This window comes from Ornithinicoccus hortensis, assembly GCF_006716185.1.
Lineage (GTDB): Bacteria > Actinomycetota > Actinomycetes > Actinomycetales > Dermatophilaceae > Ornithinicoccus > Ornithinicoccus hortensis.
The window spans coordinates 1126347-1152558 of sequence record NZ_VFOP01000001.1; the positions used below are offsets into that span (position 1 = coordinate 1126347).

Sequence of the window (26212 nt, forward strand, 5' to 3'; positions counted from 1 at the left end):
CACCCGGAAGGAGGGCGCGACTCATCCGCGCGGGGGAAGCGCCCTCCGGCAGCGCTCCCTACAGTGGAGGCATGGGTGTGGGATACGGCAGGGAGTTGAGCGAGGCAGGGCACGGCCGACTTCTGGGACGGCGCCGCCGACCGGGCACGGCGGCCGTGCCGCTGGTGGCGGCCCTCCTGCTGACCGGCTGCAGCGACGGCGCGGACGACGTGGCTGACCAGAGCGACACGACGGTCGACAGCACCGCCGGCCAGGACGGCGCGTCGTCCACCACGGACGGGTCGGCCACGACGGACGACGGCGCGGCCACCACGCGCGTCCCGGACGACCGGGCCGAGGGGGTGGAGCAGCCGCAGCTGCCGGAGGGCGCCCTGGGCGAGCAGGCGCAGTGGGTGCTGGACCAACTGGCACCGGACGCGACGCCCACCACCAGCGAGGAGGCGGAGGAACGGTTCAGCGCCGACTTCCTCGACGCGGTGCCTGCCGACCAGATCGAGCCGGTCTTCGCCCAGCTCCGGTCGGCGGAGCCGGTCACCCTGGTGGACGTCACGGAGCAGGCCGGCACGGGGGACGGGTCCGGCTCCGCGGTGCTGCGGGTGACGGGTACCGAGCCGCTGGTGATCACGATCAGCGTCGATGCCGACGACCGGATCAGCGGGCTGTTGCTGCAACCGGACACCACCGCCGACGTCCCGAACGTCTCCTCCTGGGAGGACCTGGATGCCGGCTTCGCCGGGCTCGGGGCAACCACCCAGGTCTACGCCGCCGACGTGACGGGGGGCACCTGCACCCCGGTGCACGAGACGCCCGAGTCGCAGGCGGCGCCGTCCGGGTCGGTGTTCAAGCTGATCGTCCTCTCGGCGGTGGTCGACGCCGTGACCGACGGGGACCTGGCCTGGGACGACGAACTCACCATCACGCCCGAGGCCAAGAGCCTGCCCAGCGGGGAGTTGCAGGACCGGGAGGACGGTTCGAAGGTCACCGTGCAGGAGGCCGCCGAGCTGATGATCGGCATCAGTGACAACACCGCCACCGACCTGCTGATGGACGCCGTGGGGACCGAGCGGATCGAGACGGCCGTGAACGGCATCTCCACCGAGCCGGAGCGGCTCACCCCGTTGCTGTCCACCCAGCAGTTCTTCCTGCTCGGCTGGGGCGCCCCCGAGGTCCGGGCCCAGTGGGCCGACGCCGACCCGACGGAGCGGGCCGACCTGCTCGAGGAGCTGCCGGAGGACGTGTCCGGGCTCAACCCGATGGCGGTGAACGGTACGGCGTGGACCGACGGTGTCGGCTGGTTCCTCACCGGCGCGGAGATCTGCGCCGCGCACGCGGAGTTGCAGGAGCAGGCGCAGACTGAGGCCGGGGCGCCGGTGCGGGAGATCCTGTCCGGGAACCCTGGCCTGGTCCCGCCGTCCGGCACGACGTACCAGGGCTTCAAGGGTGGCTCCGCCCCCGGGGTCCTCGCGCTCACCTTCTACCAGGAGGGGGAGGCGGCCGCGTCCGGGAACGACGTCTCCGGCCGGGTGCTGGTCGTCCAGGTCCGTCACGAGGGCACCATCCTGGACCAGCCGTTCGCCGAGCTCACGCAGGCCGGGTTGGCGTTGCTTGCCGCGGGGTAGGGTGCCCGCGGCGATAGGGTGACCGGCGATGACCGATTACCTGGTGGTGCTCGCCGTGGCGCTGGCCGGGGTGGCCCTGGTGGCCGCCGCGGCCGGTGGTCGGCGACTGCTCGCGCCGCACGACCCGCGCCCGACCAAGCTGACGACATACGAGTCGGGGGTCGACCCGGTGGGGTCCGGGTGGGGCCAGGGCAGCGTCCGATACTTCGGCTATGCGCTGTTGTACGTGGTGTTCGCGGTCGACGTGGTCTACCTGTTCCCGTGGGCGCTGGTGCTGCGCACCGACCTGGGGGTGGCTTCGCTGGTCGAGATGGCGATCTTCGTCGGGGTGCTGCTGCTGGGCCTGGCGCACGTGTGGCGCCGCGGCCTGCTGAGGTGGCTCTGATGACCGTCGACCTGCCCGAGCCGCGGGTCGGGCCGGCCGCGGACAAGGCGCCGGCCGCCGTGCGCGTGGTGCTGAACTGGGGTCGGAAGTACTCCCTGTGGGTGTTCAACTTCGGCCTGGCCTGCTGCGCGATCGAGTTCATCGCCGCGTCGATGGCCCGGCACGACTTCATCCGCCTGGGCGTCATCCCGTTCGCCCCCGGCCCGCGCCAGTCCGACCTGATGGTCGTCTCCGGCACGGTCACCGACAAGATGGCGCCCGCGATCCGGCGCCTCTACGAGCAGATGCCCGAGCCGAAGTACGTCATCTCCTTCGGCGCCTGCTCCAACTCCGGCGGCCCCTACTGGGACTCCTACTCGGTGACCAAGGGGGTCGACCAGATCATCCCGGTCGACGTCTACGTGCCCGGGTGCCCGCCCCGGCCGGAGGCGCTGCTCGCCGGGATCGTGAAGCTCCAGGAGCAGATCTCCGCGGAACGCCCGGGCCGGGCCCGGGCGGGGCTGCGGCCCCGTCCGTATGCCGAGGTGCCGGTCACCGCGGCAGAGGTCACCCGGGACCTGGTCGAGCCGCCCACGGCGGAGAAGCAGGACACCGGGGAGGGCTCGTGACCACGCTCGGCAGTGGGGCGCAGACGCGCGACCTGGCTCCGGACGAGTGGCTCTCCGCGGTCACTGCGGCGCGGGACGCCGGCTACGACTACTTCGACTGGTTGTCCGCCGTGGACCAGACCGACGCCGAGGCGGACCCGGGCATGGACGTCCTGGTGCACCTCATCGCCTCCAGCCCGGAGGCGCCCCGGCCGCTCGCCCGGCTGCTGCTGCGTACCCGCGTCCCCGACGGCACGGAGCTGGACAGCCTGACCGGCGTGTTCGCCGGGGCGGCCTGGCACGAGCGGGAGACGCACGAGATGTTCGGCGTCGGGTTCGCCGGGTTCGACGACGGCACGGGTCAGGGGCTACGCCCGCTGTTGCTGCCGGACGGCTTCGAGGGCACCCCGCTGCGCAAGTCCTTCCAGCTGGCCGCCAGGGCGTCCAAGGCCTGGCCCGGTGCGAAGGAGCCGGGGGAGTCCGACTCGAGCAAGAGCAAACGGTCCCCGAGCCGGCGCCGGCTCCTGCCGCCGGGAGTGCCCGACGCCTCCTGGGGCCCGCGCTGACCCACTGGACGCGCCGGGGGAATCGCGATGGCTGACCGTAGTGGGACCTGGGTGCCGGGAGCGCCGGGGATTCTCCGGCTGCCCTCGGGGCGGCTGGTCCGGGGACGTGCGGTCGGTGACACCCCCGACCACCCGGCGGACCTCACCCTGTTCCTGCTCGGTGCTCCGCCGCCCGAGGTCGACCACGACAGCCGCTGGGTCCGGTGGCGCGACTTCGGACTCCCCGCCGACCTGGAGGCCGCCGCGTCGATCCTCCGGGAGGCCTGGCAGCGGGCGGACTCCGAGCGGGTCGAGGTCTGCTGCAGCGGAGGGCGGGGCCGCACCGGCACGGCCCTGGCCTGTCTGGCCGTGCTGGACGGCGTCCCGGCGAAGGAGGCGGTCCGCTACGTCCGGGCCGGTTATCACCCCCGGGCCGTGGAGACGCCCTGGCAGCGGCTCTACGTCGCCCGGTTCCCCGGCCCTCGCTGACCGGCGGCGTGGCTGTGCAGGCCGCCCATGCTGTGCCGGGTCCGCAGCCTGCGCGCTGGGCGCCCTGGTGTGGAAACTTTTGGGGCCTATGACCCCCAAAAGTTTCCACACCCGCCCGAGGCCGCGGGCCGTCGGCGTCGTGGTCGGGTGACCCTCGTTCGACAGGGCGAGCAGGCCAGAATGCGGCGGCCGGGGGGTGGGGGTCGCCGGTGGCTGTTCGAGGGCATCAGCAGGGGTCTGCTGCGGTGGGTACCTCGACCCGCGGCGCTGTCAATCTGGTTGACCCCCAACGGTTGACCTGTCCGCGCCGGGGGGGGGGTACGGTCCAAAAAGGGGTGGCAACGGGGCCATCTCCTAGGGAAGGGGATTCACGATGAACCGTGTTGCATCTGCGCTCGTAGCAGCAGGAGCCCTAGTGTTGGGGGTGCTTCCGTTGCGTGGAGTCAGGGACACGAGCCACAGTGCAGTCTGCGCGTGGATGTGCCGAACAACTCCAACGAGGCTTGGCTGGGGCGGCAGAACTGCGCCAACAGCATCCACATCGACGCCTACATCAAGGAGGATCGTCCTGTTCTTCCTGATATCACGGTCGGTGAAGCACACTTCGTGGGTGGGATTCGCTGGGTCGACGGCAGTTGCGCGGTGGGAGTCGGGAATTTCTATTCGGAGGTTCAGTCCAGTTCTGGTGCGAGCGCCCAGTCCGCGAGGGCCCGCAACTGCGACTGACGCCGGTCGGTGACCGGTGTGCTGGACTTCGAGGACGTCACGTATTCATACGGCCGTCGAGGGGTACTCCGCGGGGTGACCGGCTCGGTGCACAGCGGGGTCACAGCTCTATTGGGCGAGAACGGTGCCGGCAAGACGACCCTCCTGAAGTGCCTCGTCGGGCTGCACCAGCCAGGCTCAGGTGAGATCCGGATCGACGGAACGGCCGTGGGCAGCCGGCGCTCCGACGACCTGTTGCGCGCCGTGGGCTACGTGCCCCAGGACGCCCAGTTGCCACGGTGGGCCAAGGTTGGAGACGTCCTCGCCTATGCCGGCTGGCTCAGCGGTTTGCGACGTGACGAACTTCCCGACGCCCTCGCCCGCACCGCGGGTCAGCTCGGGCTTGAGCAGTTCGTCAACCGGAGGGTGGGCTCGCTGTCCGGTGGTGAACGTCAGCGGGTCGCCATCGGGACCGGCATCGTCCACCAGCCCCGGCTGTTGGTCCTGGACGAGCCCACCGCTGGGCTCGACCCCAGCCAGCGGGCGCGAGTGCGAGAGGTGATCACGGACGTCGCGTCGGATCGCGCGGTGCTGGTGTCCACCCATCTGCTGGAAGATGTGGAGCGTCTGGCAGCGACCGTCATCGTGATTGCGGGAGGGCGCACGCGGTTCAGCGGCCCCCTGACCTCCATGGTGGCCGAGGCGGGGCCGCACGGGCCGAGCAATGCCCAGTTGGAGACCGCCTTCCTGGAACTGATCCGCCCCGCAGAGGAGAGCACGTGACGAGGACGGCGTGGCTGCTCGGCTGGCCGCTGCGTCCCTGGGTACTCCCGGCGAGTGCGGTCGTCGCCGCGGTGCTCTCCTGGGTGGTGACGCTCCGCTTGCTCTCGGCGCCCTACCAACTCTGGGCGACCACCTCCTCGGTGTGGCACGAGGCACTGTGGACCACCGCCCCGGTGTCTGCCGGAATGGCAGCGCTGTGTGCCACCCTGCTCGTGCAGCGGGGATCCGCCGTGTTCCAGTCGACGCGGGTGAGAGTCGGCCTGCCGGCGCTCACCCGAGCCGCGCTGGCGTGTAGCGGGTGGGCGGTGCTCGGTCACCTCGTCGGCGTGGCCCCGCTCACCATCGCCACGGTCAGCACCGCCACAACCGGCGGTCCCCGCGTGCAGGACCTGGCGCTCGCCGTGGTCGGCATGGGCGCGCTCACCGTGCTGGGATTCGGGATCGGTGTCGTGGCCCGTCACTGGGCAGTGGCGCCGGTGGTGGCAGCTGCCCTGTTCGGCATCCTGGCCCTGCCGCACGGATCCGACTTCCGGCCGGTGGCGCTGCTCATGCCCGTGCAACAGTGGCCCGCTTCGCCCCGCTTTGTCCTCACGCCGTGGACCACCCTGTTCACCCTCACATTCCTGATCCTGCTCGCCTGCTGGGCGCTCGCGGTCGCCGCCTCTCGGTCTGGGAGACCTCGCGACGGAGGCGCTCGATGGCTCACCGTTGCTGTGGTTGTGCTGGTGGTGGCTGCGTTTGGGTGGCGGCCGGAGTTCTACCGGGTGGACGAGCCGGTGCCGTCCATCTGCGACCAGGCGGCAGGTGCTCGGGTTTGTCTGCACACGGCCTACAGCCACAGCCTGCCCGAGGTGTCTGAGACCGTTCGCGCCCTGCAGGAATCGGGCACTTCCCCGGTGTTGACCCGGGTCACTGACACGGCCGTCGCTGACCACCTGGAGCCAGCGACCGGGGAGGCGCTGATCGCCATCGACCCGGTTCCGGAGCGGCCCAACTTCGTGACCCAGGGGATCGCCGACCAGGTAGCGCTCGCTGTCACCGAGCAGCTCTTCGAGGAACCATGCTCGCGGGCCGGGGCCAGCGTGGTCTCCTACGACGTCCTCCGCGCCCTACAGGTAGCGGTGCTCGAGCGCTCCGGACGAACGGACCTGAGTGCGCGACTGGGGTCGCCCGGGGACGCCGAGGCACTGCGCCTTCTTACCGCACCCGGCAGCGTGGAAGCCGTGGTGTCGACCTATCCGGCGGAAATCGCGGCATGCCGGCTGCAGGTCTCGGACATCGAGGCCGTCACGGGCACCCCAGCCCCGTGAGGTCGCTGCTCCGCGGCGTCATGGTGACGCGGGGGATCTGGGCCGCGCTGGCCGGCGTGGGGGTGACCTGGCTCGCGGTGGTGATCGGCTGGAGCATGATCATCTCCGTACAGGTGGACCCGATGCGGCCGCCGCGCGGCATCGGCGCCGTCGAGGTCTTCGGTGGCGCGCTGGCCGTCGTCCTCCCCGTGTTGACCGCCCCGAGGTACGACGGACGGGAGCGCCTCGCCGTGGCCTCCGCCCGGATGGTCCAGGCCAGCGTGACCACCCTGGTCGCGCTGCTGCCGTTGACCGTGCTCCCGGTGTGGTGGCTCACCCTGAGGATCGGCAGCCCCACCACCGAGACGCCGCCGGTCGTGCTGTTGACCGGCAACCTGGTCTTGTTCGGCGCGGTGTCTTCGCTGTTGGTGCTGCTGTTGGGCCGGGGGTGGGGTGCCCTCGGCGCGATCCTGGCCATCGTCGGCGTGGTCATCGCCCAGCAGGTGTGGCCGGAAACCGCCTGGACCGAACTGTTCTCCACGGGGACTGAGTGGCACACCCACTGGCCGCTGACCATTGGGTGGGTGGTCGGCCTGTTGCTGGTGGCCTACCGCCGCGGGTCGGTGCCCCGCCGGACTGGGTGACGCCGCACGGTCCGGCCGGTCCTCCCGACAGGGCGAGCAGGCTGGAATGCGGCGGCCGGGGGGTGACTGTCGATAGGCTGCCGACGATGCTCAGCGAGTTGCCGCTGCTGGCGGAGACCATCGTCAAGGCCGTCGTCGTGCTGGCGGCCTTCCTTGTGCTGCCCCTCGCGGTAGGGCAGACCGAGCACAAGGTGATGGGCCACATGCAGGGCCGGCTGGGTCCGATGGAGGCCGGTCCGCACGGCATCGCCCAGTTGGTGGCCGACGGCATCAAGTTCGCCCAGAAGGAGGACGTGGTCCCCGCGGCTGCCGACCGGTGGGTGTTCCGCCTGGCCCCGGCCGTCGCGCTGATCCCCTACCTGGTGGCGCTCGCCGCGATCCCCTGGTCGTCGACCTGGATCGCCGCCGACCTGCCGGCCGGGCTGCTGTTCGTGCTCGCCGTCTCCTCGGTCGGGGTGATCGGCACCCTGATGGCCGGGTGGGGCAGCGGCAACAAGTACTCCCTGCTCGGCGGGATGCGGGCCGCGGCGCAATTGGTCAGCTACGAGCTGCCGCTGGCCCTGGCCGCGGTGTCGGTGGCGCTCGCGGCCGGGACGCTGTCCCTGGGCGGGATCGTCGGCCAGTGGCAGTGGTGGTGGTTGCTGTGGCAGCTGCCCGGTGCCGTCGTCTTCCTGGTCGCCGCGGTCGCCGAGCTGCAGCGCACCCCGTTCGACGCCCCGATCGCCGACGGCGAGATCGTCTTCGGTCCCTACACCGAGTACACCGGGCTCCGGTTCGCCTTCTTCCTGCTCGCCGAGTACGCCGGCATCGTGGTCTTCTCGCTGTTGTTCGCGGTGCTCTTCCTCGGTGGGTGGGGCGGTCCGTGGTCCGACGTCCTCGGTCCCCTCTGGACCCTCCTGAAGGCCGGCCTGGTGGCCGTGCTGATCCTCTGGTTGCGCGTCGCCTGGCCCCGGGTGCGGGAGGACCAGCTGCAACGGCTCGCCTGGCTCGTCCTCCTGCCCGCCGCGCTCGGGCAGGTCGCGCTCACCGGCCTCGGGGTGGTGATCTGGGGATGACCGAGCAGGAGGTCCGCGCCGGGGGCGCCGAGCCACCCGGCCTGCTGGGCTCGGTGAAGGCGCTCGGCAAGGGCATGGCGACCACCGCCAGGGTGCTCGCCCGCAAGCCGCACACGACGCAGTACCCCCACGTCGAGCCGGACCTGCCGGAGCGCTCCCACGGTGTCATCGCCCTGTTGGAGAGCAACTGCACCTCCTGCATGCTCTGCGCGCGGGAGTGCCCCGACTGGTGCATCTACATCGACTCGCACAAGGAGACGACCGAGCCCGGGCCGGAGGGCGGGCGGGCCCGCTCGCACAACGTGCTGGACCGCTTCGACATCGACTACTCGCTGTGCATGTACTGCGGGATCTGCATCGAGGTGTGCCCGTTCGACGCGCTCTTCTGGGCGCCGGACTTCGCGTATGCCGAGGGAGACATCCGCAACCTGCTGCACGACAAGGACCGGCTCGAGGGCTGGATGGAGCGGGTCCCGGAGGCCGCGCTGCCCGAGGGCGGGCGAGGGGGCCGAGCAGCCGCCGCGGCGGCGAAGGCCGCGGCCGAGGCCGGCCCGGTGACGACGGAGCAGACGGAGCCCGGGCGGGGGGCCGAGTGACCAGCCGGGACGTGCTGTTCGTCGCGGTGGGTCTACTCACCGCTGCCAGCGCCATCCTCGCCGTGACCTCGCGACGGGTGCTGCACGCGGGGCTGTGGCTCGTGGTGAGCATGGGCGCGCTCGCCGGCTGCTACCTGGTGCTCGGCGCCGAGCTGGTCGCCCTCGTGCAACTGCTCGTCTACGTCGGGGCGGTCGTCGTCCTGGTGCTCTTCGCGCTGATGATGACCCGGAGCGGGACCACCCCCGAGGACGCGCCGCCGGGGGTGCGCGTCCTGTCGGCGGTGGTCGCGCTCGCGGTGACCGTGCTGCTGGGCGGCACCCTGGTCGCAACCTTCGGGTGGGACGGGGTGGCGGTGACCGGGCCGGACGGGTCGGCGGTCGGCGAGGCGGTCTTCGGCACCTGGGTCTGGCCGTTCGAGCTGCTCTCGCTGCTCCTACTGGCCGCGCTCGTGGCGGCCGTCGCGGTGGCCACGGCCGGGAAGGGGAGGGTCAAGTGATCACCCCCGCACTCCCGCTGCTGCTGGTCGCCGTGCTCGCCGGAGCCGGCGCCTACGGCGTCCTGGCCCGTCGCCACCTGGTCCTCGTCCTGATCGGCGTCGAGCTGCTCATCGGCGCGGCGGGGCTGCTGCTGGTGACCGTCGGCCAGCTGTATCCCGACCCGCTCGCGTCCGGGCCGGTCCTGACCCTGTTCCTGATCACCATCGCGGCCGCCGAGGTCGTCGTGGCGCTCGCGGTCATCATGGCGCTGTTCCGGACCCGCGGTGACGTCGACGGTCACCGGGAGGTGACCCGGACGTGATCCCGCACCGGAGCCTGCCCTGGCCCGACCTCGGCGAGTGGGAGATCCCCTCGCTGCCGATGCCGGACCTGCCCATCCCGGACCTGCCGATCCCCGAGCTGCCGGGGGTCGCCGCGCAGTACGCCGTGGCGATCCCGCTGGTGGCGGCGGCGCTCGGGCTGCTGCTCACCCGGCGCTCCAGCCGAGCCGCGGCGTGGGCGGCGGTGCTCGGCTCGCTGCTGACCCTGGTGGTCGTGGTCGGCCAGGCCTACGCCCTCACCCGGGTGGAGGGCCCCGGAATCCGCACCGCCGACACCATCGGGCCCCTCGCCTTCGGCGAACTCACCGTCCCGCTCGAGCTCACGGCATACCGTCTGACCGCGCTCACCGCCGTGGTGGTGGGGCTGGTCGCCGTCGTCGTCCAGCTGTTCGCCCGCTGGTACCTCTGGTACGACCCGCGCTACCGCCAGTTCTCCGCCACCGTCTCGCTGTTCACCGGCGCGATGCTGCTCGTCGTCCTGTCCGGCGACGTCCTGCTCACCCTGATCGGGTGGGAGGTGATGGGCTGGTGCTCCTACCTGCTGATCGGGCACCTGTCCGGCAAGGACTCGGCAAACCGCGCCGCGATCAAGGCCCTGCTGGTGACCCGGCTGGCCGACGTGGGGATGTGGCTGGGGCTGATCGCGCTGGCCGCGCCGGCCGGCAGCACCCGGATCACCGACATCATCGAGCACTGGGTGGTCGTCGACGCCGACGGCACCGTGGCGACCCGTCCCGGGGGTGGGGTGCTGTTGGCGCTGGCGATGATCGGCGTGGTCGTCGCGGTCGCCGGCAAGTCCGCCCAGGTCCCGTTCCAGGACTGGCTGCCCGACGCCATGGAGGGGCCGACCCCGGCCTCGGCGCTGATCCACGCCGCGACGATGGTCGCCGCCGGCACCGTCGTGCTGACCCAGCTCTTCCCGCTGCTCCAGGCCAGCGACCCGGCGCGGACGCTGCTGGCCGTGCTGGCCTCGGTCACCGTGGTGGGGGCCGCGCTGCTGGCCTTCGCCCAACCGGACCTGAAGCGGATGCTCGCCTGGTCCACCGTCAGCCAGATCGGCCTGATGCTGGCCGCGCTCACCATCGTCCCGGTCGGGGCCGGCCCGGACGCCGCGATCCTGCACCTGGCCTCGCACGGCGTCTTCAAGGCGCTGCTCTTCCTGGCCCTCGGTTGGCTCAGCGTGCTCACCGGCGGCACCGCCGTGGCGTATGTCGTGTCCGGGCTCACCCGCTACCGCAGCGTCCGCCGCCCGATGGCGATCGGCCTCCTCTCCCTGGCGGGGGTGCCGCCGATGGTCGGGTTCGTGTCCAAGGAGCTGATCCTGAGCCAGGCCGAGGTCGTGGTCAGCGGCGCCGGGGCCGGCTTCGCCACCACGCTCGTCCTGGCCGCAGTCGGGGCGAGCGTGCCGCTGACCGCCGCCTACTGCATGCGGGCCTGGCTGGTGCTCGCCCGGGACCAGCCGGTGCGGGCCCCCCGGAACACCGGCCACGAGCGGATCGACGACTTCTTCGCCGAGCCGGAGGTCGTGCACGAGGCGGAGGGGGTCGAGGAGGCCGAGGCCGCGATCTCGGCCAGCGCCCGGTTCGGGATCAGCGTGCTGGGCTTCCTCAGCGTGGTCGGCGGCGTGCTCGCCTTCACCCCGGTGATCGAGGTGGACGTGCACGTCGACCTGCAACTGCTGATCGCCGCCCTCGTCCTGATGGCCCTGGCCGCGTTCGCGGTGTGGATCGCCTCCCGGGGCATCCGGTCCCGGGACGCCGCCGCCCGGTTGCCGGTCGCCCTCAGCCTGGCCGCCGAGCGCGGCCTGGGCGCCGGCGCCCTCTACCAGCGGGCGGTCGTGCGGCCGGTCCTGGCGCTGGCCCGGGCGGTGACCTGGGCGGACCGGGACGTCCTGGACGGCTACGTGCGGGCCACCGCCCACGGCAGCCGGGTGTTCGGCCGGCTCGGTGACCGCAGCCAGCCGTGGCGCCCGGCCGGCGCGATGGCGCTGGTGCTGCTCGGGGTCGTCGTGCTGGGTGCCGTCGGGGTGGTGCTCGGATGATCGCCGACCTCCTCGACGTGCTCGACCCCGTAGCCCCCGCGCTCCCGGTCGTCGCCGTCCTCGCGCCCCTGGTCGTCGCCCTCGTGCTGGTGGTCGCCGACCGGTTCCCCGACCCCCCGACGGAGGGGCTCTCCCGCCCGATCGCCGTCGGCGGCGCCGTGGTGTCCGCCGTGGCCGCGGGGCTGGCCGTGGTGCAGCGCCCCGAGGTCGACCTGCCGTGGATCCCGGCGATCGGGGTCCGCCTGGACCTGGCGGTCGACGGGATCAGCGCGCCGTTGGTGCTGCTCACCGCGGTCGCCGGGGTCGTCGCCGTCGTCATCCGCTACCACGAGCCCGAGCGGGACCACCCCACGGAGGAGGTGACCGCACCGCTGGACCTGGGCGGACGGCATACGGCCCAGTCCCTGGCCACCTACTACGGCTGCCTGCTGGTGGTGATGTCCGGCGCCATGCTGGCCTTCCTGGCCCGCGACGGGATCGTCTTCTTCATCGCCTTCGAGATGGTGCTGGTGCCGATGTGGCTGCTCGTCGCCCGGCACGGCGACGGCACCCGGGCGGCCGACCGCGACGGGGCCGCCGTCCGGTTCATCCTGTTTACCGCCACCGGCTCGACCCTGATGCTGGTCGGCATCCTGGCCCTGGCCACCGCCACCGGCACCAGCGACATGGGCGCCTGGGTCGGGCGCGGGGACGCCCTGGACCCCCGCGCCCAGGTCGTCGTCGCGGCGCTGCTGGTGATCGGCCTCGGGATGAAGATCCCGGTCTTCCCGCTGCACACCTGGCTGCCGTGGGTGCACTCCACCGCGCCGACCGCCGGGTCGGTGCTCCTGGCGGCGGTGCTGCTCAAGCTCGGGGTCTACGGCATGATCCGGCTCGTCGTCGCCCCGCTCCCGGACGGCTTCGCCACGCTCTCCCCGGTCGTCGCGGGCTTCGCCGTCACCGGGATCGTCTGGGCGGGGTTGGCCTGCCTGGTCGAGCGCGACCTCAAACGCCTCATCGCGTGGTCCTCCATCGCCCACCTCGGCTTCATCGTGCTGGCCCTCACGGCCGGCACCGCCACCGGGCTGCAGGCGGCGCTGTTCGGCAACGTGGCGCACGGGCTGATCTCGGCGCTGCTGTTCGTCGTCGTCGGGGAGCTGAAGCACCAGTGGGGCACCGCCGACCTGCGCACCGCCCGCGCCGCGCTGCGTGAGGTGGCCCCGCGGATGGGCTTTGCCCTCGTCGTCGGGATGGCGGCGGCCATGGGGCTGCCGGGCCTCGCCGGGTTCTGGGGTGAGTTCGGGGCGTTGTATGCCGCGTGGTCGCCGGCCGCGGACCGGACCGAGGGCTGGTTCCGGGTGTTCGCCCTGGTCGCCGCCCTGGGTGCGGTGCTGGCCGCCGCGTATGCCGCGCGCGTGCTGCGCGAGGTGTGGGCCGGGGACCGGACCACCCCGCTCATCGGCGACGCCCGCCGGGTCAACGCCGTCGTACTCGGCGTGCTGATCGCCTGCGTGGTCGCGCTCGGGGTCTACCCGGTGCCGCTGCTCGACCTCACCGAACCGGCGGTCAGCGAGCTGTTCGCCCTGGTCGGGGGTGCCCGGTGAGCCTGACCCTCCACCTCGGGGCGCTGTGGCCGGTGTTGGCGCCGACCCTCGGCGTCGCGCTGGTGCTCCTCGTCGACGTCGCGCTGCCCAAGCTGCGCCAGGTACACCTGGGCCTGGCCGCGCTGGCCCTGCTGGGCGGCGCCGCCGCCACGCTGCCGGGGCTGCGGCTGCCCGCCGGCGACCGGCTGGACGCCTTCTGCCTCCCGGGTGGCCAGTGCCTCTACGGCGCCACCTCCCTGACCTCCGGCCTGCAGCTGCTGGCCCTCGGCGCCGCGGGCGTCGTCCTCGCCCTGACCTGGGCGGAGTGGAACGCCGAGGAACGCGGCTCCGGTCGCACCGCGGTGCAGGTCGTGCTGCTGCTGGCCGCCACGGCCGGGATCGTGGCGGTGCCGGCCGCGCGGGACCTGGGCTCGCTCCTGGTCGCGCTCGAGCTGGCCACCCTGCCAACGGTCGGCCTGGTGGCGCTGGAGCGCCGCCGGTCCCGCGAGACCGTGGCCGTGGAGGGCGCCGTCACGCTGCTCATCACCTCGCTGGTCTCGTTCGCGCTGCTGGCGATGGGCGCCGCCCTGTGGGTGGCGGCCACCGGCACCGGCCTGCTGACCCCGGCCGCCGCGGGCGCGGCAGTCCAGGCCGAGCGGACCCCGCTGCTGGTGCTGGCGGCGGTCTTCGCGCTGGCCGGCATCGGGTTCAAGCTCTCGGCGGTGCCCTTCCACGCCTGGACACCGCCCACCTACGGGGCGGCGCCGCTGCCGATCACCGTGTACCTTGCGGGGGCGTCCAAGGTCGCCGCCCTCGGCGGCCTGGTGGTCGTGGTGCAGGCGCTCGCCGGGGCCGCCGACTTCACCCTCGTGGCGGTCGGGATCGTCGCGGCGCTCAGCATGACCTTGGGCAATGTCGTCGCCCTGCGCCAGAACGACCTGATCCAGCTGCTCGCCTGGTCGGCGATCGCCCAGGCCGGCTGGATGATGCTGCCGCTGAGCGCCGTCTCCAACCGGGCGGTGCACGCCGCGGCGGGCTACCTCGCGGTCTACGTGGTGGCGACCCTGCTCGCGTTCACCGTGGTCCTGGCGGTCGGCCAGGCGGTCCGGATCCGGCTCGGTGCGGACGAGGAGGAGCCGGACGAGGCGACGGAGCCGGTCGCCCGGGGGTCGGCCGGGTCGGCCGGGCACACCCTGGAGGACCACCGCGGCCTGCTCCGGGCCCACCCGTGGACCGCCACCGCCCTGGCGTTCGCGCTGCTCACCCTGGCCGGGCTCCCGCCGGCCGTGGTCGGGCTGGTCGCCAAGGTCGTGGCGCTGCGCCCGGTGGCCGGTGACGGCACGTGGTGGCTGGCCGTCGTGGCGGCCCTCAACGTGGCGCTCGGCATCGCCGTCTACCTGCGCTGGCTCGCCGTCCTCGCCGCGCGGCCCCCGGTGGACGAGCACGGCCTGCCGGTGCGGTCCGCGGACGATGGGATCAAGGTCACCGAGTCGTGGTCCGGCCCCCACCCGTGGGTCATCGGCCTGCTCACCGCGCTCCTGGTGGTGGGCAGCATCTCGCCGGTCGGGATCTTCTAGCCGCCGGCAGGTCCGCGGACCGCCGGCGGCGGGATGCGGAACACCGGAGGTCAGACGGACGTTCCAGGGACATGCACAGGCATTTCAACGGGCTCAAGACGGCGCTGCTGTTCGGCGCCATCTGGGCGCTGCTGCTCGGGATGGGCGCGGTCATCGGCTCCGGGCGCTACATCTGGTTCTTCGCGCTCCTCGGCGTCGGGATGACCTTCTACGGCTACTGGAACTCGGACAAGATCGCGATCAAGGCGATGCGCGCCTACCCGGTCACCGAGCAGCAGCAGCCGGCGATGTACCGCATCGTCCGGGAACTCTCGGACCGTGCGGGGCAGCCGATGCCGCGCCTCTACGTGAGCCCGACCGCCGCGCCGAACGCCTTCGCCACCGGCCGCAACCCGGACAACGCGGCGGTCTGCTGCACCGAGGGGATCCTGCACCTGCTGGACGAGCGGGAGCTGCGCGGCGTGCTCGGCCACGAGCTGATGCACGTCTACAACCGCGACATCCTCACCTCCTCGGTGGCCGCCGCCATCGCCGGGGTGATCACCTCCGTGGCCCAGATGCTCATGTGGACCAGCGCCTTCGGCGGCAACCGGGGCAACGGCGGCAACCCGATCGCGATGCTGGCCATGGCGCTGCTGGCGCCGTTCGCGGCCACGGTGATCCAGCTGGCGATCAGCCGGACCCGGGAGTACGACGCCGACGAGGACGGCGCGACGCTCACCGGCGACCCGCTGGCGCTGGCCTCGGCGCTGGCCAAGCTGGAGCGGGGCACCCAGGCCGCACCGCTGCCGCCGGAGCCGCAGCTGCAGAACGCCAGCCACATGATGATCGCCAACCCGTTCCGGGCCAGGGACGCCGGGCGACTCTTCGCCACGCACCCGCCGATGGCCGACCGGATCGCCCGGCTGCACGCCATGGCGCAGCGCGGCCAGCAGGGCGGGAGCGGCACCGGATCCTGAGGACGGGCGCGGGCGTTTCCGGCAGCCGGACCCGACGTGATTACCTGTCCGTATGGCGAACCTGACCCGCACCGACGCCCAGGCCCGTGCCGCGCTGGTGGACGTGACGGCATACACCGTCGACCTGGACCTCAGCGGCGGCGACCGGGGTAGCCAGACCACCTTCGGCTCCACCGTCACCATCGGGTTCGGCTGCCGGGAGCCGGGGGCGAGCACCTTCCTGGACCTCGCGGCGGAGCAGGTCCACGAGATCACCCTCAACGGACGCAGCCTGGACCCCGCCGCGGTCAGCGACTCCCGGGTGACGCTGCCCGACCTGCGCGACCGCAACGAGGTCACGGTGCGGGCGACGATGGCCTACAGCAACGACGGCCAGGGGTTGCACCGGGCGCTGGACCCCTCGGACGGGCGCTACTACGTCTACGGCCACCTGTTCCTGGACGCCGCACCCCGGGTCTTCGGCTGCTTCGACCAACCGGACCTCAAGGCCCCCTACACGCTGACCGTCACCGCGCCGCAGGGCTGGACCGTGCTCGGCAACGGGGTCGCCACCCGCAGCGGGGAGACCCGCTGGGACCTGGCGACCACGCACCCGCTGGCCACCTACTTCGTCACCGTCTGCGCCGGGCCCTACGCCTCGGTGACCGACCACCACGACGGCATCCCGCTGGGGATCCACGCCCGCGCCTCGCTCGCTACGCAGCTGCGCGAACAGGCCCCGCAGATGCTCGAGGTGACCCGGGCCGCGTTCGACTACTACCACCGGCTGTTCGGCATCCGGTACCCGTTCGGTGCCTACCACCAGGTGTTCGTCCCCGAGTTCAACGCCGGGGCGATGGAGAACCCCGGGTGCGTCACCTTCCGCGACTCCTACATCTTCCGCGGCGCCGCCACCGAGGACGAGGTGCTGGCCCGGTCCAACACGATCGCCCACGAGATGGCCCACATGTGGTTCGGCGACCTGGTCACCATGCAGTGGTGGGACGACCTGTGGCTCAACGAGTCGTTCGCCGAGTACATGGCGCACCGTACCCTGGTGGCCGCTACCGACTTCCAGGCCGCCTGGGTCGACTCCGCGATGTACCGCAAGACCTGGGGCTACGCCGCCGAGCGCACCCCGTCGACCCACCCGGTCGCGGGCTCGCCCGCCCCGGACGCCGACACCGCCCTGCAGAACTTCGACGGCATCTCCTACGCCAAGGGCGCCGCCGTGCTGCGCCAGCTCATCGCGCACATCGGCGACGACGCCTTCGTCACCGGCATCTCGGCATACCTGCGGGAGCACGCGTTCGGCAACGCGGGGCTGTCCGACTTCCTGACCGCCATGGAGACCGCCTCCGGGGAGGACCTGGGGCCGTGGGCCGGTGGCTGGTTGCGCACCGCCGGGCTGGACACGATCGGCGCCGTCGTCGGTGAGGGGAGGCTGGACCTCACCCGGACCCCGCCCGCGGAGCACCCCGCGGACCGGCCGCACACCCTGGACGTCGCCGGGTGGTCCGGCGGCACCCGCACGCTGTATGCCGAGGCGCAGCTCGCGCAGGACGCCGCCACCCTGCCGGTGGTGCCCTCAGGCCCGGTGCGGCTGCTCATCCCGAACGCCAGCGACCTCACCTGGGCCCGGGTCCGGCTGGACGCGGCCAGCGTGGCCGCGCTCCCGGAGGAGTTGCCGGCAGTGCCCGAGCCGGTCCAACGGGCGGTGGTCTGGGTGGCGCTGGCCGACGCGCTCGCGGTGGCCGAGCTCGACCCCCAGCACCTGCTGCGGGTCTTCGAGACGGCCTGGCCGGTGGAGGAGGAGCCCTCCGTCCTGGGCAAGGTCGCCTGGCTGGTCGGGTCCCGGCTGCTGGGCGTGGTGCTGCGGCCGGAGGACCGACCGGACGCCCGCCGCCGGGTGGCCGGTGCCGCGCGGCAGAGGCTGGACGCGGCGGCCCCCGGGTCCTCCCAGTCGGTGACCGCGGCCCGGTTGCTGGCGCAGACCACCGACGACACCGACCTGCTCACTCGCTGGGCCGAGGGGGTCGACCGGCCCCTGGCGCTGGTGGACGACGTCGACTTCCGGTGGACGGTGCTGCGGGCGCTGGCGCTGCTCGACGCCGTGGACGAGGCCACCATCGCGGCCGCGGAGGAGCAGGACCGTTCGCTGCAGGGCAAGCTCGGTGCCCTGGCGGCCCGGGCCGCCCGCCCCACGGAGGCCGCCAAGGAGTGGGCGTGGGACCAGCTGACCGGCGACCACGGCCGCTCCAACTACGAGCTCAACGCCCTGGCCGGTGCCTTCTGGGCCGGTGGCGACCCGGACCTGCTGCGGCCCTACGTCGACCGGTTCCACGAGGAGGTGCCGGCGCTGAGCGGCCGGATCGGGCAGGACGCGCTGGCCCGGGTGGCCTCGCTGGCCTACCCCGGGGCGATCGCGGAGCCCGCGACGGACGAGGCCACCACGGCCCGGTTGGACCGTGGCGGCCTCTCGCCCGCCGTGCGCCGCGCGCTGGTGGACCAGCAGTCGCTGCTCCGGGAGGTCCTGGCGTCCCGGGCCGCCTACCCGCCCGTCACGGGGTGAAGTCCAGCGCCTCCTCGGACAGGGCCAGCACCGCGTGGTGCAGGCCGTCCTCGTCGACCAGGTCGTAGGCCGGCACGGCGACCTCCGTGCCGTCATCCAGCGACAGGATGCCGGTCTTCAACGTGGCGTCCACGATGGTCGCCTCGTTGACCGGGTACGGGATCGGTGAGCCGGCGGTCAGCTCGAAGCGCTCCGGCGCCTGGGCCGGGTCCGTCTCCTCCAACATGAGGGCCTCGTCGTCCAGCTCGGGGATCCACACCCCGGCCCAGGTGAACCGCGGGTCCGAGGCCCGCTCGACGGCCTCGGCGGGGGACAGCAACGGGTACTCACCGAGGGACTCGTACTCGCCCAGCGAGCCGTAGGCGCCCGAGACGCCAGCACCCGACAGGGTCACCTCGATGGTGTTGGCCGGGCGGTCCGGGCGCCTGCCGGAGACGTTCATCTGGGGGTCGTCCTCATAGCGGTACACCGACCACTCGACGTCGTCGAGCGGGATGCCGGTCGTGGCCATGAACTCCTGGGCCTGGGCGATCGCCTCCTCGTCGCTCGGCAGGTCCCCGGCCGGGAGGCAGTCCTCCCCGGAGAACGGCGCCGACCCGCCGAAGAAGATGTCGAGCGTGCTCTCGCCGTACATCTCCTCGCAGTACGGGTCGGTCAGCATGTTGCTGTAGCTGAAGTCCGTGGACGACAGGGACAGGTAGATCGCACCGGAGGTCAGGTCGGCGTAGTCATCGCCCTCCATCTCCTCAACGTCGCCCTCGACCCCGAGCTCGGCCGCCCAGGAGGAGAGGAACTCCACCGGGTCGACGTCCGCCGCGCGCAGCACCTTCACCTCACCCGTGCCGCCCTCGGTGGACAGCTCCGGTCCCGCCGAGAGCACGGTGGGCCCGTAGGGGTAGTAGCTGCCGGTCGCGCTCTCCGCGCTGCCCTGGTCGTCGGCATACTCGTCCTGGATGCCGGGCTCCGCCATCCCCGACGCGCTGTCTTCCCCGGCAGCGTGGTCGGGTGTCCCGGACCTGTCGTCGTCCGTGCCCGTGGCCGCGACACCGGTCCCGCCCGGTGCGTCGTCGGCCGTCTGGGCCCCGACCGCGTAGCCGCCCGCCGCGATCGCCAGCGCGGCGGCCGCGGCGGCGGCGACCAGGGTGCTCCGGCTCCCGCGGGTGGTGCCGTCCTGGACCCGCACCGCCCGGTCCGGGTCGGCGCCCGCGGACGACCCGCCGGTGAGCCCGGCCGCCCGGAGCCCCAGCGGGGTCCGGTCCATCAGCCGGCGCCTGAGCGAGGCCTGGTCGGGGTGGGCCCCGCGGGCCGGGTCGGCGGCCCGCAACCGGTGCAGCGCCTCGTCGTCGTGGTCGTCGAACATGTCATGCCTCCTTGGTCTGGACCGGGGTGCGGAGCCCCCTGCGGCTCCGGGACCCTGGTGGTACCCGTCGGGTGGATCGGTGGGCGGGACGAGTGGGTCCCGCCGGCGGCTCACTGCTCATCGGACCAGGCCTCCCGCAGCCGGGAGCGGGCCCGGGAGAGCGCAGCCGCCGCGCCGCCGCGGCTCACCCCCAGCGCCTTGGCCAGCCCCTCGCCGTCCAGTCCCTCCCAGGCGTGCAGCATCAAGATGGTGCGGTCCCGGTCGCTGAGCCGGGCCAGGGCCGCACGCACCTGGTGGTCCTCCACGACCAGGTCCGCGGGGTCGGCGGAGTGGCTGCGGTGGTGGCCGTGGTCGTCCGGACCGGAGTCGCCGAGCAGTGTCAGCGTCGGCCTGCGGCGATGGTTGGACAGCACGTAGGAGGCGGTCCGGTACAGCCACGGCAGGACGAAGTCGGACGGGATCCGGTCCCGGCGCCGCCAGGCCGTGGTGAACACCTCGGCGGTCAGGTCCTCGACGTCCTCGCGGGGTGCCCGGCGGACGAAGTAGCGGTGCACCGCCGTGGCGTGCTCGGCGAAGACCTGGTCGAACCAGGCCCCGTCGCGAGGCTGCGCGTCAGGGCCGCCCGTGGCAGCCATGCCCAGCACCATACGGTTTCCCCCTCCGGGGCCGGTACCCCGCGGCGCGGGGCGTCTCACCCCTCCTGTGTCCGGTGGGGTGCCGGTGTTGCACCGGGGGCGGCACTCCCGTGCCCCCGACGCGGGACGGGCCGGTGGGTAGGCTCCGGGAAATGCCCGTCCCCGTGCTCGCCCCGTCAGCGGTGGTCCCCGCCTACAGCGTGGCCAAGTCGTTCACCGCCGCGGCTGTCCTGGGCGACCGGCTGGGCATCGACCCGGACCGCCCGGTGGGCGACTACCTGCCCGCCTGGGTCCCCGACGGCTACCGCCGGTTCCCGGTCCGGGACCTGTTGGCGCACCGGTCCGGGCTGCCCGACTACACCGCCCTGCCCGCATACCGGGAGGCCGTGACGGCCCGGGAGGACGCCTGGGAGACCGCGGAGCTGCTGGACCGGGTGCTCCGGATGCCGTGGGAGGGGTCACCCGGGCAGTTCCGCTACTCCAACGTCGGCTACACGCTGCTGCGGTTGTGCCTGGAGGAGACCGGCGGCGGCTTCCTGCCGGTGCTGCGGGCCGCGGTGCTGGACCCGCTCGGGGTCACCGTGCACCCGCTGGCGACCCGGGAGGACTGGTCCGGGGTCACCGCCGGCGTCGCCCGCCCCTCGGACTACGACCCGGGATGGGTCTATCCGGGCACCTTCCTGGCCCGCGGCGCGGACCTCGCGGCCGGCCTGGCGGCGTTGCTGCGCAGCGACCTGCTGGCCCCGGACCGGCGGGCCCGGATGCTGGAGCCGCAGCCGGTGCCGGTGCACGGGCACCCGCTGGACCCGGCCGGCTACGGGATGGGCGTCATGACGGGCGGTGGCCCGACCCGACTCGTGGGCCACGGGGGAGGCGGCCCGGGCTTCACGCTTGCTGTGCTGGCCCTGGCCGACGGGACGGCGGGGACCGGTCGGGCGGTGTCCGCCGAGGTGGACGACCGCCCGCTGTTCGCCGCCTGCCGGGAGGAGTTGGAGACGCTCAGCGGTAGTTCGTGAACTGGAGCGCCACGTCCAGGTCGGCGCCCTTGAGCATCGCCTGCACGGCCTGCAGGTCGTCCCGGGACTTGGAGGTGACCCGCAGCTCGTCGCCCTGGATCTGCGCCTTGACCGACTTCGGGCCCTCGTCCCGGATCATCTTGGCGATCTTCTTGGCGTTCTCGGAGGAGATGCCCTCGGAGAGGACGGCGTCCAGGCGGTACTCCTTGCCGGAGACCCGCGGCTCACCGTCGTGGGAGTAGTCCAGGTGCTTCAGCGACACGCCCCGTTTGACCAGCTTGGTCTGCAGCACGTCGAGCACCGCCTTGACCCGCTCCTCGCTGTTCGCCTTCATCGCGATGGTCTCGCCGGACAGCTCCACCGAGGCCCCGACGCCCCGGAAGTCGTAGCGGGTGCTGATCTCCTTGGCGGCCTGGTTCACCGCGTTGGCGACCTCCTGCTTGTCCACCTTGCTGACGATGTCGAACGATGAGTCGGCCATGACCGGTCCCTCCTGGGTGTCTGTGGGCGGGACCCGATCGTATGCCGTGTGCCTGCCCGGGAGTCGACCGCCCGTTGCGGGCGGTTGCGCGGAACCCTCGGCGCCGCTGCGCGACGCCGTCGCCTCGTTTTCGGCGGGGCCAGTTCCCTTGCTATGGTGACACTCGCGTTTTGCCCTGGCAGGTTGTCCGAGCGGCCAATGGAAGCGGACTGTAAATCCGTCGGCGTATGCCTACGCAGGTTCGAATCCTGCACCTGCCACCACACGGACCGGCTGGTCACCGACTCGCGAAGAGTCGGTGACCAGCCGGTTTCTGGTTCCGGATACCCCGACCCGTGGAACGTTCCGGCGGCCCCGGCACGTCTTGAGGAGGGGCGCCGGACCGGCGCCGCGACGATGTGGGAGGGATGCATGATGAGGCTCAGGACGCTGGACAAGGTGCTGTGCACGGCCGCGTTGGCGGTGCTCCTCACCGCCTGCGGGAGCACCGAGGAGGACCCCTCGGTCCTCGAGCCCGCGGAGCCGCAACCGACGAGCACCGAGGACGCCGCTCCGACGACGGAGGACGCCGCGCCGACCACCGAGGACGAGCAGCCGACCACGGAGGCACCGGCGGACGGTCTGCCCAGCGAGCCGACGGCATACGCCCAGACCTTCGTCGCCGCCGTGCAGGAGGGCGACGAGGACCTCGCGCTGCGGCTCGGACCGGTGGACGGGTTCGCCGGCGTCGAGGCGTGGGCCGAGCTCACCGCCGGGCAGCCCGAGCTGTCCGAGGACCCCGAGGGCACCCTGGTGGTCGTGCCGTTCGAGGAGGGCGGCCAGCTCCAGGTCTGGCTCGACCTCGACCTGGTCGAGGGCCAGCAGGACCACGGCGTGGAAGCGGTGGTCTACGAGGAGTCGACCTCGGGCTGACCCGCGGCGCAGGAGGGGCGGGCCACGGCATACGCACGCGATGCCATCTGTATGATGATGCGTGTCCATGCATAACTATCGACTCCGTGGAGTCCCGCCCCACCTGCGCGAGGTAGCCCATGTCCTCTTCCACCCAGGCCCCGTACGCTGAGCCCATGACGACGCACACCGACGGGGCAGCCCCCACCACCAACGCCGACTTCATCCAGCTCGAGGACAAGGTCGCGGCGCACAATTATGCCCCGCTGCCCGTCGTCGTGGCGCAGGCTGAGGGGGTCTGGGTCACCGACGTGGAGGGCAACCGATACCTGGACGCACTGGCCGGCTACTCGGCCCTGAACTTCGGCCACCGCCACCCCGGCCTGGTCGAGGCGGCCAAGGCTCAGCTCGACCGGTCGACGCTGACCAGCCGCGCGTTCCACAACGACCAGCTCGGACCCTTCTGCGAGGCGCTGGCCAAGCTCGTCGGCAAGGACATGATCCTGCCGATGAACACCGGCGCCGAGGCCGTCGAGACGGCGCTGAAGCTGGCCCGCAAGTGGGGCTACCAGGTCAAGGGTGTCGCCGAGGGACGCGCCCACATCATCGTGATGGACGGCAACTTCCACGGCCGGACGACCACGATCATCAGCTTCTCCGACGACCCGGACGCCCGGGACGACTACGGGCCCTACACCCCAGGCTTCGAGTCGGTGCCCTACGGCGACCTGGCCGCGATCGAGAACGCGATCACCGACGACACCGTCGCCGTGCTGGTCGAGCCGATCCAGGGCGAGCAGGGTGTGCAGATCCCCAAGGAGGGGTTCCTGCCCGGTCTGCGCGAGCTGTGCACCGAGAAGAACGTGCTGATGATCGCCGACGAGATCCAGTCCGGGCTGGGCCGCACCGGCACCACGCTGGCCTGTGAGTACGAGGGTGTCGAGGCCGACATCTACACGCTGGGTAAGGCCCTCGGCGGTGGCATCGTGCCGGTCTCCGCGGTCGCGGCCGACGCCGACGTGATGAACGTCATCACCCCCGGCACCCACGGCTCCACCTTCGGCGGCAACCCGCTGGCCGCCGCCGTCGGCCTCGCCGTGGTGAACATGCTGGCGACCGGCGAGCACCAGGCGCACGCCGCGGAGCTGGAGACGGTCTTCCGCGACGGGCTGGAGGCGCTCGTCGGCCAGGGTGCCGTCGCGGTCCGGGTCCGCGGGCTGTGGGCCGGCATCGACATCGACCCCGAGCTGATGAGCGGCAAGGAGGCCTGCAAGGGCCTGGCCAAGCGCGGGGTGCTGGCCAAGGACACCCACGGCTCCACGATCCGGCTCGCCCCGCCGTTGGTGATCACCCGGGAGGAGCTCACTCAGGTGGTCGACGCCCTCGGTGAGGTGCTTGCGGAGGCCCGCAACAAGGCCTGACCCAGGTCCGCCATGACCTGCCGCAGCTCCGGCGGGTCCAGCACGGTGACCGGGGCGTCCAACATGGCCAGATGGGCCGCCGCCCACCGCAGGTCCATCGCCCCGGTCACCAGCTCGCTGGTCGTGTCGTCGACGGCGCGCACCCGACCCGCGGTCGGCGGGACCCGCTCGGCCAACTCGGCCGCCGGCATACCGACCAGGACCGTAGCCACCTCCCGGTAGGGCGCCTGCTGCACCGACCGCTGGACGTACTCCGCCGCGTCCGGTGCCTCCCGGGGGGTGAACCGCCACCCGCGACCCTGCGCCCGCGCCATGCGGTCCAGCCGGAAGGACCGCCAGTCCGCCCGGTCGGGGTCGAAGGCGAGCAGGTACCAACGGCGTCCGAGCGCCACCAGCCGGTAGGGCTCGACCCGACGCTCGCTGGGCTGCCCCGCGCGGTCGGTGTAGTCGAACCGCACCATCTCCAGGTCCCGGCAGGCGCGGGCAAGCGTGAGCAGGGTGTCCGGGTCGACCCCGGCGGAGAACCCCTCGATCGCGACCGTCGACTCCTGCACCGCGGTGACGTGCGCGCGCAACCGTGGCGGGAGGACCTGGTCCAGTTTGGCCAGGGCCCGGACCGCCGCCTCGTCCACGCCCGCCACCGTGCCACCCGCCGCCAGGCGCAGGCAGACCGCGACGGCCACCGCCTCCTCGGGGTCCAGGAGCAGCGGCGGCAGCGCCCTGCCCGGCCCGAGCTGGTAGCCGCCCCCGGCGCCGCGGCTGGCCCGCACCGGGTAGCCCAGGCCGCGCAGCCGCTCCACGTCGCGCCGCACGCTGCGGGTGGTCACGCCGAGCCGCCCGGCGAGTTCCTGGGCGGTCCACAGCGTGCGGGACTGGAGCAGCCCGAGCAGCTGCAGGACGCGGGCGGTGGTGTCGGTCACCCTCCCGATCCTGCCACCGATAGCGGACTGATCCTGTCCGGTAGGGAACCTAGGCTGGGTCTCGAGAAAGGCACCACCCGGCGCGGCGCACGCGCCGGTCACCCCGAGGAGGACCGCATGAGCAGCACGCCCGACAGCTTCCCGATCACCGCGCACACCTGGGCCGAGTTCGCCCTGGAGCAGCTCACCTGGCACTGGGAGGGCCAGCTGCGGCCCCGGCTCGAGGGGCTGACCGACGAGGAGTACCTCTGGGAGCCGGTGCCCGGCGCCTGGAACGTCCGACCCCGGGAGAGCGCCACCACCTCGCACGCCGCGGGGCCGGGTGACCTGGTCCTGGACTTCGCGATCCCCGAGCCCGACCCGGCGCCGGTGACCACCATCGCCTGGCGGCTGGCGCACCTCGTCGTCGGCGTCTTCGGCGCCCGCAACGCCTCCCACTTCGGGGGGCCGCCGGCCGACTACTTCACCTGGGAGTACGCCGCGACGGCCGACGAGGCGCTGGCCCAGCTCGACGCGACCTACCAGGGGTGGGTGGCCGGCGTCCGGGCGCTGGACGAGGAGGCGCTGTGGCGCCCGGTCGGGGAGGCGGAGGGCCCGTTCGCCGAGCACCCGATGGCCGAGCTGGTCCTGCACATCCACCGGGAGGCGATCCACCACGGCGCCGAGATCGCCCTGTTGCGCGACCTGTGGGCGCACCGGGCCTGAGGCGGGTCTACCCTGCCAGGATGAGCGAGGCCGCACCCGACATCCCGCCGGACACCAAGGACTGGACCTGGACGCTGGACCGGACCTGCCAGGAGTGCGGCTTCACCGCCGGTGAGGTGGCCGCCGAGGACGTGCCGGACCTGATCACCGCCCTCACCGCTCCCTGGCCGGAAGTTCTGCGGCGTCCCGACGTCGGCGTCCGGCGCCGCGCCGACCGCTGGTCCGACCTGGAGTACGCCTGCCACGTCCGGGATGTCTGCCGGGTGTTCACCGTGCGGCTGCGGCTCATGCGGGAGCAGGAGGCGCCCGCCTTCCCCGACTTCGGCCCGGACGATGCGGCCCTCGCCGGCCGGTATGCCGAGCAGGACCCGGCCCGCGTGGTCGGGGAGCTCGGCGCGGCGGCCGCCGGCCTGGCCGCCGACTACGCGGCTGTGCCGGGCGACGGCGCCGGGTGGGAACGCACCGGGCTCCGCTCGGACGGCAAGGAGTTCACCGTGCTGACGCTGGGCCGCTACCTCCTGCACGACCTGGCCCACCACCTGCACGACGTGGGGGCCGGGCCCGTCGAGGGCTGAGTG

General features: G+C 72.9%; 27 protein-coding genes and 1 tRNA gene. 24 read left to right on the forward strand and 4 right to left on the reverse strand.

Going from position 1 to position 26212, the window contains the following annotated elements; genetic code table 11:
- The first annotated feature begins 71 nt into the window (after window positions 1-71).
- From FB467_RS05170 to pepN, 18 genes are all read left to right on the forward strand, one after another.
- Window positions 72-1619, forward strand: a complete 1548-nt coding sequence (locus FB467_RS05170) for a serine hydrolase (RefSeq protein WP_141784147.1) — start codon at window positions 72-74, stop codon at window positions 1617-1619.
- Between the two features lie 28 nt (window positions 1620-1647).
- Window positions 1648-2004: an NADH-quinone oxidoreductase subunit A gene (locus FB467_RS05175; RefSeq protein WP_141784148.1), complete on the forward strand. Its 357-nt coding sequence runs from the start codon at window positions 1648-1650 to the stop codon at window positions 2002-2004.
- Window positions 2004-2612, forward strand: a complete 609-nt coding sequence (locus FB467_RS05180; protein ID WP_141784149.1) for an NADH-quinone oxidoreductase subunit B — start codon at window positions 2004-2006, stop codon at window positions 2610-2612. Before FB467_RS05175 ends, FB467_RS05180 begins: the two co-directional genes overlap by 1 nt.
- On the forward strand, window positions 2609-3157 hold the full coding sequence (locus FB467_RS05185; RefSeq protein WP_141784150.1) for an NADH-quinone oxidoreductase subunit C: 549 nt from the start codon (window positions 2609-2611) through the stop codon (window positions 3155-3157). Before FB467_RS05180 ends, FB467_RS05185 begins: the two co-directional genes overlap by 4 nt.
- Before the next feature lie 27 nt (window positions 3158-3184).
- Window positions 3185-3625 (forward strand): protein-tyrosine phosphatase family protein, encoded by a 441-nt coding sequence (locus tag FB467_RS05190; RefSeq protein ID WP_141784151.1) that lies wholly within the window; start codon window positions 3185-3187, stop codon window positions 3623-3625.
- A 474-nt stretch (window positions 3626-4099) separates the two neighbouring features.
- Window positions 4100-4351, forward strand: a complete 252-nt coding sequence (locus tag FB467_RS05195; RefSeq protein ID WP_141784152.1) for a hypothetical protein — start codon at window positions 4100-4102, stop codon at window positions 4349-4351.
- Between the two features lie 9 nt (window positions 4352-4360).
- Window positions 4361-5113 carry an ABC transporter ATP-binding protein gene (locus FB467_RS05200; RefSeq protein WP_141784153.1) on the forward strand — a complete coding sequence of 251 codons (753 nt, stop codon included), beginning with the start codon at window positions 4361-4363 and terminating at the stop codon, window positions 5111-5113.
- Window positions 5114-5196: 83 nt separating this feature from the next.
- Window positions 5197-6423 (forward strand): hypothetical protein, encoded by a 1227-nt coding sequence (locus tag FB467_RS05205; protein WP_141784154.1) that lies wholly within the window; start codon window positions 5197-5199, stop codon window positions 6421-6423.
- Window positions 6420-7046, forward strand: a complete 627-nt coding sequence (locus FB467_RS05210; RefSeq protein WP_141784155.1) for a hypothetical protein — start codon at window positions 6420-6422, stop codon at window positions 7044-7046. The genes FB467_RS05205 and FB467_RS05210 overlap by 4 nt, the downstream gene beginning before the upstream one ends.
- A gap of 86 nt (window positions 7047-7132) precedes the next feature.
- Window positions 7133-8101, forward strand: a complete 969-nt coding sequence (gene nuoH, locus FB467_RS05215; RefSeq protein ID WP_141784156.1) for an NADH-quinone oxidoreductase subunit NuoH — start codon at window positions 7133-7135, stop codon at window positions 8099-8101.
- Complete coding sequence (locus FB467_RS05220) at window positions 8098-8697, forward strand: NuoI/complex I 23 kDa subunit family protein (RefSeq protein ID WP_141784157.1); 600 nt, start codon at window positions 8098-8100, stop codon at window positions 8695-8697. The genes nuoH and FB467_RS05220 overlap by 4 nt, the downstream gene beginning before the upstream one ends.
- Complete coding sequence (locus FB467_RS05225; protein WP_141784158.1) at window positions 8694-9194, forward strand: NADH-quinone oxidoreductase subunit J family protein; 501 nt, start codon at window positions 8694-8696, stop codon at window positions 9192-9194. The genes FB467_RS05220 and FB467_RS05225 overlap by 4 nt, the downstream gene beginning before the upstream one ends.
- Window positions 9191-9496: an NADH-quinone oxidoreductase subunit NuoK gene (gene nuoK, locus FB467_RS05230; RefSeq protein ID WP_141784159.1), complete on the forward strand. Its 306-nt coding sequence runs from the start codon at window positions 9191-9193 to the stop codon at window positions 9494-9496. The genes FB467_RS05225 and nuoK overlap by 4 nt, the downstream gene beginning before the upstream one ends.
- Window positions 9493-11556: an NADH-quinone oxidoreductase subunit 5 family protein gene (locus FB467_RS05235; protein ID WP_228393263.1), complete on the forward strand. Its 2064-nt coding sequence runs from the start codon at window positions 9493-9495 to the stop codon at window positions 11554-11556. Before nuoK ends, FB467_RS05235 begins: the two co-directional genes overlap by 4 nt.
- A complete protein-coding gene (locus tag FB467_RS05240) occupies window positions 11553-13139 on the forward strand; it encodes a complex I subunit 4 family protein (protein WP_141784160.1) in 1587 nt (528 codons plus the stop codon). The genes FB467_RS05235 and FB467_RS05240 overlap by 4 nt, the downstream gene beginning before the upstream one ends.
- Entirely contained in the window at window positions 13136-14695 is a 1560-nt protein-coding gene (locus tag FB467_RS05245; RefSeq protein ID WP_141784161.1) for an NADH-quinone oxidoreductase subunit N, read from the forward strand. Before FB467_RS05240 ends, FB467_RS05245 begins: the two co-directional genes overlap by 4 nt.
- 71 nt (window positions 14696-14766) lie before the next feature.
- A complete protein-coding gene (gene htpX / locus FB467_RS05250; protein WP_141784162.1) occupies window positions 14767-15654 on the forward strand; it encodes a zinc metalloprotease HtpX in 888 nt (295 codons plus the stop codon).
- Between the two features lie 52 nt (window positions 15655-15706).
- The gene (gene pepN / locus FB467_RS05255; protein ID WP_141784163.1) at window positions 15707-18205 is read left to right on the forward strand and encodes an aminopeptidase N; all 2499 of its coding nucleotides are present in this window, start codon (window positions 15707-15709) and stop codon (window positions 18203-18205) included.
- Here pepN and FB467_RS05260 read toward each other — a convergent pair.
- Both FB467_RS05260 and FB467_RS05265 read right to left on the reverse strand, forming a co-directional pair.
- Complete coding sequence (locus FB467_RS05260; protein WP_141784164.1) at window positions 18195-19565, reverse strand: hypothetical protein; 1371 nt, start codon at window positions 19563-19565, stop codon at window positions 18195-18197. The two genes, pepN and FB467_RS05260, sit on opposite strands and share 11 nt — an antisense overlap.
- Before the next feature lie 110 nt (window positions 19566-19675).
- Window positions 19676-20200 (reverse strand): RNA polymerase sigma factor, encoded by a 525-nt coding sequence (locus tag FB467_RS05265; RefSeq protein ID WP_141784165.1) that lies wholly within the window; start codon window positions 20198-20200, stop codon window positions 19676-19678.
- A 152-nt stretch (window positions 20201-20352) separates the two neighbouring features.
- Between FB467_RS05265 and FB467_RS05270 the strand changes: the two genes are divergently transcribed.
- Window positions 20353-21216 (forward strand): serine hydrolase domain-containing protein, encoded by an 864-nt coding sequence (locus FB467_RS05270; RefSeq protein ID WP_141784166.1) that lies wholly within the window; start codon window positions 20353-20355, stop codon window positions 21214-21216.
- Here the strand turns inward: FB467_RS05270 and FB467_RS05275 are convergent.
- A complete protein-coding gene (locus FB467_RS05275) occupies window positions 21200-21697 on the reverse strand; it encodes a YajQ family cyclic di-GMP-binding protein (RefSeq protein WP_141784167.1) in 498 nt (165 codons plus the stop codon). The genes FB467_RS05270 and FB467_RS05275 overlap by 17 nt on opposite strands.
- Before the next feature lie 177 nt (window positions 21698-21874).
- Between FB467_RS05275 and FB467_RS05280 the strand changes: the two genes are divergently transcribed.
- The 3 genes from FB467_RS05280 (at window position 21875) to rocD (ending at window position 24009) form a co-directional block, all read left to right on the forward strand.
- A tRNA-Tyr gene (locus FB467_RS05280) sits at window positions 21875-21960 on the forward strand.
- A gap of 151 nt (window positions 21961-22111) precedes the next feature.
- The gene (locus FB467_RS05285) at window positions 22112-22609 is read left to right on the forward strand and encodes a PspC-like choline-binding domain-containing protein (protein ID WP_141784168.1); all 498 of its coding nucleotides are present in this window, start codon (window positions 22112-22114) and stop codon (window positions 22607-22609) included.
- A 155-nt stretch (window positions 22610-22764) separates the two neighbouring features.
- Window positions 22765-24009 carry an ornithine--oxo-acid transaminase gene (gene rocD, locus FB467_RS05290; RefSeq protein ID WP_141784169.1) on the forward strand — a complete coding sequence of 415 codons (1245 nt, stop codon included), beginning with the start codon at window positions 22765-22767 and terminating at the stop codon, window positions 24007-24009.
- Here the strand turns inward: rocD and FB467_RS05295 are convergent.
- Window positions 23955-24929 (reverse strand): helix-turn-helix transcriptional regulator, encoded by a 975-nt coding sequence (locus FB467_RS05295; RefSeq protein ID WP_141784170.1) that lies wholly within the window; start codon window positions 24927-24929, stop codon window positions 23955-23957. The genes rocD and FB467_RS05295 overlap by 55 nt on opposite strands.
- A gap of 117 nt (window positions 24930-25046) precedes the next feature.
- Between FB467_RS05295 and FB467_RS05300 the strand changes: the two genes are divergently transcribed.
- Together FB467_RS05300 and FB467_RS05305 are read left to right on the forward strand one after the other, a co-directional pair.
- Entirely contained in the window at window positions 25047-25634 is a 588-nt protein-coding gene (locus FB467_RS05300) for a DinB family protein (RefSeq protein WP_141784171.1), read from the forward strand.
- A gap of 20 nt (window positions 25635-25654) precedes the next feature.
- Window positions 25655-26209, forward strand: coding sequence for a DinB family protein (locus tag FB467_RS05305; RefSeq protein WP_141784172.1), 555 nt, complete (start codon window positions 25655-25657; stop codon window positions 26207-26209).
- The last annotated feature ends 3 nt before the right edge of the window (window positions 26210-26212 follow it).